Source organism: Gimesia chilikensis (assembly GCF_007744075.1).
GTDB lineage: Bacteria > Planctomycetota > Planctomycetia > Planctomycetales > Planctomycetaceae > Gimesia > Gimesia chilikensis_A.
This window is the reverse complement of record NZ_CP036266.1, coordinates 7,038,244-7,047,375: the sequence shown is the minus strand read 5'-3', so window position 1 is coordinate 7,047,375 and position 9,132 is coordinate 7,038,244. Positions and strand designations below refer to the sequence as shown.

General features: G+C 43.1%; 8 protein-coding genes. All 8 read left to right on the top strand.

Annotated features, from left to right (window positions below; translation table 11 throughout):
- Nucleotides 1–87 precede the first annotated feature (87 nt).
- On the top strand, nt 88–1,497 hold the full coding sequence (locus HG66A1_RS26580; RefSeq protein ID WP_145191406.1) for a hypothetical protein: 1,410 nt from the start codon (nt 88–90) through the stop codon (nt 1,495–1,497).
- Nucleotides 1,498–1,610: 113 nt separating this feature from the next.
- Nucleotides 1,611–2,852 (top strand): hypothetical protein, encoded by a 1,242-nt coding sequence (locus tag HG66A1_RS26575; RefSeq protein WP_197996826.1) that lies wholly within the window; start codon nt 1,611–1,613, stop codon nt 2,850–2,852.
- Nucleotides 2,849–3,493, top strand: a complete 645-nt coding sequence (locus HG66A1_RS26570; protein ID WP_145191400.1) for a hypothetical protein — start codon at nt 2,849–2,851, stop codon at nt 3,491–3,493. The genes HG66A1_RS26575 and HG66A1_RS26570 overlap by 4 nt, the downstream gene beginning before the upstream one ends.
- The gene (locus HG66A1_RS26565; protein WP_145191397.1) at nt 3,490–4,083 is read left to right on the top strand and encodes a class I SAM-dependent methyltransferase; all 594 of its coding nucleotides are present in this window, start codon (nt 3,490–3,492) and stop codon (nt 4,081–4,083) included. Before HG66A1_RS26570 ends, HG66A1_RS26565 begins: the two co-directional genes overlap by 4 nt.
- Entirely contained in the window at nt 4,080–5,162 is a 1,083-nt protein-coding gene (locus tag HG66A1_RS26560; RefSeq protein ID WP_145191395.1) for a glycosyltransferase family 4 protein, read from the top strand. The genes HG66A1_RS26565 and HG66A1_RS26560 overlap by 4 nt, the downstream gene beginning before the upstream one ends.
- 348 nt (nt 5,163–5,510) lie before the next feature.
- The gene (locus HG66A1_RS26555) at nt 5,511–5,909 is read left to right on the top strand and encodes a hypothetical protein (RefSeq protein WP_145191392.1); all 399 of its coding nucleotides are present in this window, start codon (nt 5,511–5,513) and stop codon (nt 5,907–5,909) included.
- Nucleotides 5,910–6,633: 724 nt separating this feature from the next.
- Nucleotides 6,634–7,587, top strand: a complete 954-nt coding sequence (locus HG66A1_RS26550; protein WP_145191389.1) for a hypothetical protein — start codon at nt 6,634–6,636, stop codon at nt 7,585–7,587.
- Nucleotides 7,578–9,119, top strand: a complete 1,542-nt coding sequence (locus HG66A1_RS26545) for a glycosyltransferase family 4 protein (protein ID WP_145191387.1) — start codon at nt 7,578–7,580, stop codon at nt 9,117–9,119. The genes HG66A1_RS26550 and HG66A1_RS26545 overlap by 10 nt, the downstream gene beginning before the upstream one ends.
- The last annotated feature ends 13 nt before the right edge of the window (nt 9,120–9,132 follow it).

Here is a 9,132-nt window from a genome sequence, read left to right as displayed (position 1 = left end):
TTGTATTTGGCGTTTATCTGGTGCGTGTACAGTATCTTCAAACAGCTGGCATCAAGGTCTTTTTCACATAACTAAAGGTAGCTAGACATGGTAAAGAGAAATCCGAGTTGTGACGGATGTGAGAAGTGTGGTGAAAAATTAGATGGCATGGTTCAATGCTGTTGCACTCATACCTGTCACGCAATTTGTGTAACTCTTGAAGGGGGATGTGAAGATGGCGGATACGCGGATTGCAGTTGTGAAGAACCTGCCTTTACATACCTCGAATACAATCAAACAACAAAGTCTTACAAGGGAGAAATCGGGTGCGGTGAACTTCTGATTGACTTAGAGTTTGTCATTAAATATTGCAAAGATTCTGAGACCTGCGTGATTTGCTTGATCAGCAACTGTCTAACTAGTTCTTACAATGAATCATTTGATGGTGAATGTGATAATCTTGTGAGTTGTAAACCAATTCCGGCATCCACCGAGAGCTGTATCGGCTCAATAGATCAAGATGGTGTATTGGTTGGTGGTATTGAACACGAATGGGAGGTCGATGTCAGCGGTTGTGGCGATACGAATTGTACTTCGTTTGTCATCAAAACAGTTTGTACAGATCGAATATTTCCAGAAGAGATTACGGAAACGGCTTACGAAGGAGGCTGTATCGGCTGTGAATGTCTTTGTCAAGATTTATGCATCACATATCGGGGGCACAATACTTGCGAAGATGGAGGGAAAATTGCAATAGATGGCGACACTTGGGAGTTCGAAGTAACTCGGTGCTCTGAAGCAGACCCTGATCAACAGGGACGAACAATATCAATCGTGTTACAGAAGAATGTATATACTGAAGAATGTGAATTGTTAGTCACAACACCATATGTAGATTCAATGGGAGTTGAGACAACAAAAGAAACTATTGTGGAATTAAATGAATGTCCAGATATCCCCTACACAAAAATCTGGGTCGATGAAACTGAAGGAGATTATTTTGAGTTCGAATGCTGGAAATGTGGCCTCTGTCCAGACGAGTTGATATGTATTTGCGAATGTGATCCCGATTCGCCTGATGGCCGAGGATATGTGGTTCCAGAGATACTTACATTAGATTGGGCTGGTGATGATGGTCAAAATTCAGATTCTGGGTCACTTTCATTGATAAGGCATAGAGAACTCTGCTATTGGGAAGGACGAGTGATAATTCACTGCTTCAGTAATGAGGGAGAGCCATTAAGAGGGATTTATACTTTTATATTTCAGCCTGGTGAAGACAGTGGACTGGGATGGTGTGGGTGGTCTATTCAGGTAGGTTTTGTTGTTATCGATGCATACAACAATCATATTCCGTTTCCACCAGCTAGTTGTACAAACCCGATTCTAGATGCGATTACATCTTGGAGCGAAGGGGGAGGCTCCTGGAGCACGACTTGTGATTGTGACCCATTCGACGCTACTTATGCCGCACAACCCAATGAAGTGACAACTATCGCAATGGAGGTGACCGAATGATTGAGGAGTCAGTACAAAATAATAATGAATATTGTCAATGCAGGCCTGACAAATACCCGTTTGAATGTAAGCGTCATTGCATGCTCAAAACCAAAACTAAACATGAACATTGCATGTTAGTAACCAAAAATGGTCATCGGTTTTGGAATGCATGGGAACAAGGCGGCCATAGTGCGACCGCACCGCCAGAGCCCGTAGAGCTAATCTCATCCTTCTTACCTTCAGAGGCAAAAAGTGTAACAAAATTAAAGCCCCGAAAACATAAACAGGAACGGCGTTGGGTAAACTCATTCAAAACAGACTGTACTCATTGCGGAAATGTGATTCATTCGGAACCCTGTACCTGTGGTGCTTCCAGCAAAATTGATGTTTATGAATGTAAAGTTCCTGAAATTAAAAGGTGTGTGCCCCTAAAAAGTAAGTTAAATAAAATTAAAGACAAGGATGCTAAAAGAGCTATAAAAGCTTGTCAGGGATGTGAGTTCTATCAGCCAAAAATCAAGTTTGTTTCGGTGGAGGAATTTGCTAGGGATACGCTGAAATTAATTCCTCTTTTGCCCGATAATATCACCTCAGTCACTGGTGTAGCCCGGAGCGGCGTTCATCCAGCGTCTATGATTGCGATGATGCTACACGTGCCTTTGTATATCTTGAGACAATCGAAGAATGATTTGATTCCAGCTGGGAATGGTTGGAGACTTCACCAACAACCTCAGGGACCGGGCATTAATCTGGTTATTGACGATACGACCATGACAGGACGAAGCCTGAGTCTGGCAAAAGGTATTCTGAAAAACAGTGGGATGAAACACATCCATGCATCCGTTTATACAAATCCTGCTGCGTTATCAAAACCTGACTTGTGGGCAGTTGATCTACCTTGGCCACATTTCTTGGAATGGAATTTGTTTAATTCTGTTATGTCGCCGAGCATCGCTCTGGACTTTGATGGTATTTTATGTAACGACTGTCGGCCTATCGAAGACGATGATGGAGAGCGCTACCTCAATTTTCTTGAAAACGCAGTACCGAAATACTTACCCAAAAAAACAAGCGTGCCTTTGATCATCACTGCTCGAATAGAAAAATATAGACCCCAGACTATTACATGGCTTAAGCGTTGGGGAGTGCGATATAACAAACTCGTAATGCACTCTGCTCCCACGTTACAAGAGAGAAACCGAGATAATATCGCCAGGTACAAAGCGGAGCACTATTCAAGTTGGGTTTCCAGCAACAATTTCAAAATTAGTCCGCCAGTATTTATTGAGTCGGATGATCACCAAGCGAGAAAAATAGCCGAATACTCAAGATCACCAGTGATTTGTCCGACGAGCAAAAGAGCATATCAATGATTTATTTCGAAAGAAGAGCTTTGTTTATCCACATCCCTCGTACTTCGGGTATGTCAATTTCAAAAGCTGTTTTGGATTCGAATCATCCTGATTTAAACGTTGTACTTGGTGTTGATTTTGGGCCGTTTTGTAGACACTCACACGCCCATTTTCTGAAAGACACAATCCAGGACTTTGATCAAATACAGAAGTTTTGTGTTATGAGAAGTCCATGGAGAATCGTCGAGAGTACTTATAGGCTTGCGATTAAGTTGGGAAATGAACTAACTCAAGGTCATCACGAATGGATGCGACCTGCTGCTAAGCAGGTGTGGTTGACTTCACTCGAACAGACTTTTGAAGAATTTGTACTAAAGAATTTCAAATATTTGCGAAAAGGGTTTTATGCCCATTGGTGCATGGAGTGGGAAACATTCCGTAATCTGGATGTGAAAACGTTTGCCTTTGAATCAATCCACGATCACTGGCCCCAAATTTGTGAGATCTTACAAGTACCGAATCATACCACTTTACCACATGAAAACTCAGCAGCCTGCGATCGTTTTGACGCAAGAATTCAATGGACCCCTGATTCGATTCAGTTTATCCAATCTCGCTGCGAATTAGATTTCAAGCTTTTCGACTATGCGAGTCAACCATGACAGATGAAGAGATACAAATGGAAATCAGTAAGACGGTTAAAGCAGTATCAAACATACCGGGTTGGTTATGGCCGCGCGAGGTTGGTGCTCTCTTCCGTCAAATAAGACTTAGCAAACTCCATGCTGAAATCGGCACGTTTTGTGGAAAATCATTGTATGTAGCTGCCGCTGCTATGAATGGTGGCAAAATCATTGCTATTGACCCTTTGTCGACAAATCAATTTTCAGTGCAATCCGAACTGGTACCGGATGCAGAGTGGAATAGAGAAGTGCTCAACTCCACAATACACGCCATTCATCGAAATTTTGATACAAAGGTGGAGTGGTGGGAAATGACGTCAATTAGCGCAATTCGTAAAGCTCAACAAAATGAATTCACGTTTGACTCTTGCTTTATCGATGGTAGCCACAATCGTGCAGAGTGTGAGGCAGATATAGTAGGATGGCTTTCGCTGGTTAATCCTGGAGGGCGTATCTTAGGGCATGATTATTTTCCCAATAATATGGGGGTGATTACAGCCGTAAATACTGTGTTTAAAGAAAACTTTAGTTTACTTCCCGAGACCAGAATCTGGGTACATTATAAATGAAAAAAATTCGGTTAGGTATTTGTATGCCAAACTGTGCCATGGGAGGAGTCAATCGCGGTCATCTTTCGATGATGAACTCCCAAGTCGACCATGATATCGAATGGTCTGGAATTGCTATCGGACACGCAGCCTTATTTGATATTGATACCGCGCGCCTCATCCTTAAGCACTGTCCAATTTATTGCACTAAGGATAATCCGAAATTCAAGGGGCTGGTTACAATAGTTCCAAATGCATGTCAAACAATTATTAATCGGTCAGACATCGTAAAATTTTGGGGATACATTAAGACAAATCCAGAGATAGAATCAGCGGATTGGAATTCAAAGCCCATGCTGATTGTAGCTCATGGTGAGTGTGAATGGACCAGAAATAGTTTGGCCATAAGCCTTGCGCATGGGACAAGACACCATATGGTTAGTGTCTCAGAGGGAGGCCTAAAATGTTTTCCTGAAGCCGTCCAGGACCGTGTTAAGGTGATACACAATGGTGTGGACTTTTCACGTTGTGCTCCAAGTAGAAGCCGTGATGAAGTCCGACAAGATTGGGGTATTCCGGAAGGAGTAAAGACCGTTGGACACGTAGGTAGATTTGGAAAAGACAAGAATCCACTATCTGCAGCTAAAGCAGTCGCCGAATTGGGTGAAGGGTTTCATGCTGTTTATGCGGGTACTGGTTATCAACGCGATCTATTTGTCGAGGAAGTAAAGAATATCTGTGGGGATCAAATAACAATACTGCCAAGAATAGAAGATGTTGGCACCATTTTTACAGCTTTGGATTGTATGGTATTAGCGAGTCCCTCAGAGGCTTGCCCGAATGCAGTGTTAGAATCATGGCTTTCTAGTTGCCCAGTCGTGGCAACTCCGGTCGGAATAATCCCCCATTTAGAAAGTAAACATGGCGAGTTAACTTTCGGTGTAGCTTTTGATCCATCACCCGGGGAGCTAGCAAGAGCAGTGCGCCTTGCGGTACAAGCCGATAATCGGGTCGAGCGGGCTCACTGGTTGGCATGGAATCAATTTTCATCCAATCGTATGGTCAAGAATTATGAATCATTTTTCAAAGACATATTATAACTAAGTATGACTGGTTGTAGTGATTGTTTGTGTTTTAGTTGATCCAAGTGCGCGCTTGAACAATGAGAGAACAAAATTGTTCAAACTAAGAATAACTGATGAAGCTTTCTGCTTACTTCAACTGCAAACTGTTAAAAAGTGCCGAAATAGCTTTCCCCCTCGCCTAAGTCGCCAATGTCCGGTGGGTATTGTTCTGTTTCTTTTGGGGCTTCTGGTAGCGCACAGACTTTCTTTTCTGTTATTCAGCAACAAAATTAGTTCTTGACACTATTTGTTCGTATGGTCACTATAGACAAATGGCCTGTTTTGTGTGTTACTAGATGCTGTGATCGACGCAGGAGACCATCGATGGAGAAAGTCACGCTTAGTGCGACTATTTTTCTTGTAATTCTGGTAGCAATATTGTTAGTTGCTCCGAACGATCGTCAGTTAGAAAATCAACCAGTAAAACTGTTTGAACTCCAGATGTATTCTACGGAGTTAGAAAACGTTCACAATTTAAGAATCACGTCGGATGCCGTGTTAGAGATTACTTATGAGGATGAGGCAGGTCACGGAGTGGTACATCAATTTATAAATCTAAAGGCTGGTAATGTAGTTCTCGTCGAAGACGAGGAATTTGATCCGGAGAAAGTATTGATATCGGATGCCCGACATGGCGGATTGCGAGTTACGATATCAAAGTCATTAAACTTAAATTTACCTGATCAAGCGGTTAATTCCACACTAAGACCTCGATCTCCCTAATTCCGAACTACAAGGATAATATTGAATCTCTATTGATGTTATTATCATCCTCTTGCTTACGAGCATGCATATAATCCTCGCTCGGCCGTATCATTCAGGAGCCTAAGATTCGTAAATCAAGTTCTTGTTAACAGACGTGTCGCATTCCCGAGTTGATAAACACCTTTTTAAGGTTACAGGTCTATTTCAAGATTTTCATAGTTCACAATAATTCGACTGAAATCAAAGCTTGCTGCCACCTCATTCTAATCTATTCATCAAACGCTATCAGAATTCGAAGACATTATGAGATGGAAGAAAATTCTCCCATTCCCTGGACAGGAACTGCCTCATAGTAAAGGTTTCCTAAGCCTGGTCCCAATCGCTGATTACATGAGAGGTCTGTTACCTATGGTTTAATAATTCGCAGAAGCAAGCTTTAGAATGTTTTCTTCTGCGAATTCGAATGCTAGAGAGACAGAAAATATTGAATTCCTTTAATTCTGTATCAAAGTACCATTGGAATGTTGAAATAATCCTTATCAATATTCACCTGTGTACTCTCCTTTTTGTTCTACAGTCCATTTATACATTTGACTCTCAGGCCAACGAGACACATAATGTCAACACATCAAGTACAGTTTGTTGTCCAGTGTCCTCTCGCTGCAATCATTAGCCGATTTTCTGGGCTGCCGGGCGATTTCATCGTGTTTCTCAACTGATCTTTTCCGCAAGGAATCGTGGAATGTCAAGGGCTCCCATCTCGTCTAATCGAACCATCAAAGTCTCAGTTGGTCCTGAAATCCAAATAGCTGGTTCTTGGAATTGGGTTGGAAAAGATCTCATTGATTCTCTCAATGAAAGCCAGCATTTTGAAAGTTTTCCCTTTCAAAATAATTTACCTGAATGCGATGTATGTGTTTTTGTCAAATGGTTGCCAGATCTGGTGACACTTCAGGAGCTTTCAAAACATTCCGCGATTGTATTCTGTCCGATAGATATCTACGGCAGTGGTGCCGAGATTGACGCCGACTGGGAACGATTGCGCTGTTGTAACCGGATTATCGTTCATGCCGTTGAACTGGAAAAGTATTTCCGAGGATATGCAAAGACGACTTTTCTAGATCATCATTTGAAATTCATCACATCTACGCGAGAGACCTTTCAGGAGTCCGGTCCGATTCTCTGGACTGGCATCTGGGCGAATTTGCCGCCAGTTGTGAATTGGGTAAATCACTTTGGATTACCTGATGAATTGGTCATTCTTACAAATTTCAACGGACACCAGAGTCGTAGTCCGTCTGACTTTGGTTTCAAGTCTTCGAAAAATATTCGCATTGAGGAATGGTCTGATGAGCGTCATGTCGAGTTTCTCAAAACTGCGCGGACGGCTATCGATGTTAAAGGGAATGACTTTCGGCAACGACATAAACCTCCAGCAAAAGCTTTGGATTTCATATCTTCAGGGATTCCATTGGCGATGAATAGTGACTCCAGCCCAGTACGCTATTTAAGAACGATTGGTTTCGAGATACCAGAACCGGATCAGACTGATTACTGGTTTTCACGCGAGTACTGGGAAAAGACATATGAATTTGGACTGAAGATGTCCACTCAGCTATCCCGGTTGCGGATTATGAATCAATGGAGAGAGATTCTTCTCAAGTCTATCAGTGAGCAAGGGGAACGATGCAAGTGAAAACAGATTTGTCTTTAGTGGATACCGCTGAGGAACTGGCAACCCAGGGGAAGTACCCCCAGGCAAGGACCATATACGACCAACTTTTAGTCTCGGGAGTCCCCAAAGGAATTCAGTCACGCATAGAAAATGGATTGGGAGTCATTGCCGCTGCTGAAGGACATCCTGCTTCTTCGCGTTTACATTTTAATCGAGGACTCAAAGCAGCGGAATGCGAGCTTGTTCATCGAAATCAATCATTGATGATCGAGTCTTTCCCATCTCAAGGCGAATCTGTCAAGGTCGCAATTTTAAGCCTTTTGTTTAACTGGCCTTCAACAGGAGGCGGGACCGTTCATACTTGGGAATTGGCAGAGTGTCTCCAGAAAGATGGATATCAAGTAAAACACTTTTATGCGGTTAATGAATCGTTTGGTGTGGGGAAAGTTACTGAAGACTTGAACTACGACAGTTGTCCTCTTCAGTTCAGTGAATCGGAGTGGAATGCGGCTCAGATTCGATATCGGTTTCAGTCAGCAGTCAAAACATTCGCTCCGGATTGGGTTATTGTAACCGACAGTTGGAATACAAAGCCGTTACTGGTAGAGGCAGTTCGTGATTATCCATACTTCATACGGATTGCAGCGGAAGAGTGCCTCTGCCCTCTGAATAATGTCCGAATGCTGTTTGGTGAGAGCTCTGATCCAGGAGTATTACCTCCAATTCTTCAGTGTGACCAACATCAGCTTGAATCGCCTCAGATCTGCCGGGATTGTGTGAAAACTCATTCCAGTTTATCAGGAGGCTTACATCGAGCCGAACGAGTTCTGTCAGGCTTTGAAGCCGAAGAATATCCAGACCGGTTGCAACAATCATTTGCTGAAGCGGAAGGTGTTCTTGTTGTCAATCCGTCGATTGCAGAGCTGATTAAACCGTACACACCAGCTATTCATGTTGTCCCCAGTGGTTTTGATACCACACGCTTTCCCCTGGAATATTCAGCTCCCCCTTTTAAGGAAGGGCAAAAGGTAAGAATCCTGTTTGCGGGACTTTGTGATGAACTGATGAAAGGATTTCATGTGTTGCATGCGGCGGCAGAGCAGTTGTGGGAGCTCAGGCAGGATTTTGAACTCTGGATCACCAGGGAAGAACGCGAGAACGATCCAGACTATTTCCGCAGTATCGGGTGGCAGTCTCAAAAAGAACTGACTGAAATGATGTGTCAAACTGATCTGCTGGTTTTTCCCACCGTCGCCCAAGAGGCTCTTGGAAGAAGTGCCGTCGAAGCAATGGGATGTGGACGACCTGTTATAGCCAGTCGGATCGGTGGTCTGGAATGGGTTATCGATCATGAACAAACAGGACTATTATTTGCCCCGGGAGATGTGGAAGATTTATGCCGCCAATTGCAGCGTCTGCTGGATGATAACGACTTAAGAGTTTCTTTGGGTAAAGCCGGACTTAAAAAATTCCGAAGCGAATTCACCTGGGATGTGGTCATGGGGCGGTCATATCGACCTTTATTGGGGACCGCATCAAAAACAGAAGTGTAACGACTGTTTGGAG

What these genes read in the sequence shown, in the direction of transcription:
- HG66A1_RS26570 (WP_145191400.1), top strand. Translation starts at nt 2,849, where the DNA reads ATGATTTATTTCGAAAGAAGAGCTTTGTTTATCCACATCCCTCGTACT.
- HG66A1_RS26550 (WP_145191389.1), top strand. Translation starts at nt 6,634, where the DNA reads ATGTCAAGGGCTCCCATCTCGTCTAATCGAACCATCAAAGTCTCAGTT.
- HG66A1_RS26560 (WP_145191395.1), top strand. Translation starts at nt 4,080, where the DNA reads ATGAAAAAAATTCGGTTAGGTATTTGTATGCCAAACTGTGCCATGGGA.
- HG66A1_RS26565 (WP_145191397.1), top strand. Translation starts at nt 3,490, where the DNA reads ATGACAGATGAAGAGATACAAATGGAAATCAGTAAGACGGTTAAAGCA.
- HG66A1_RS26580 (WP_145191406.1), top strand. Translation starts at nt 88, where the DNA reads ATGGTAAAGAGAAATCCGAGTTGTGACGGATGTGAGAAGTGTGGTGAA.
- HG66A1_RS26555 (WP_145191392.1), top strand. Translation starts at nt 5,511, where the DNA reads ATGGAGAAAGTCACGCTTAGTGCGACTATTTTTCTTGTAATTCTGGTA.
- HG66A1_RS26575 (WP_197996826.1), top strand. Translation starts at nt 1,611, where the DNA reads ATGTTAGTAACCAAAAATGGTCATCGGTTTTGGAATGCATGGGAACAA.
- HG66A1_RS26545 (WP_145191387.1), top strand. Translation starts at nt 7,578, where the DNA reads ATGCAAGTGAAAACAGATTTGTCTTTAGTGGATACCGCTGAGGAACTG.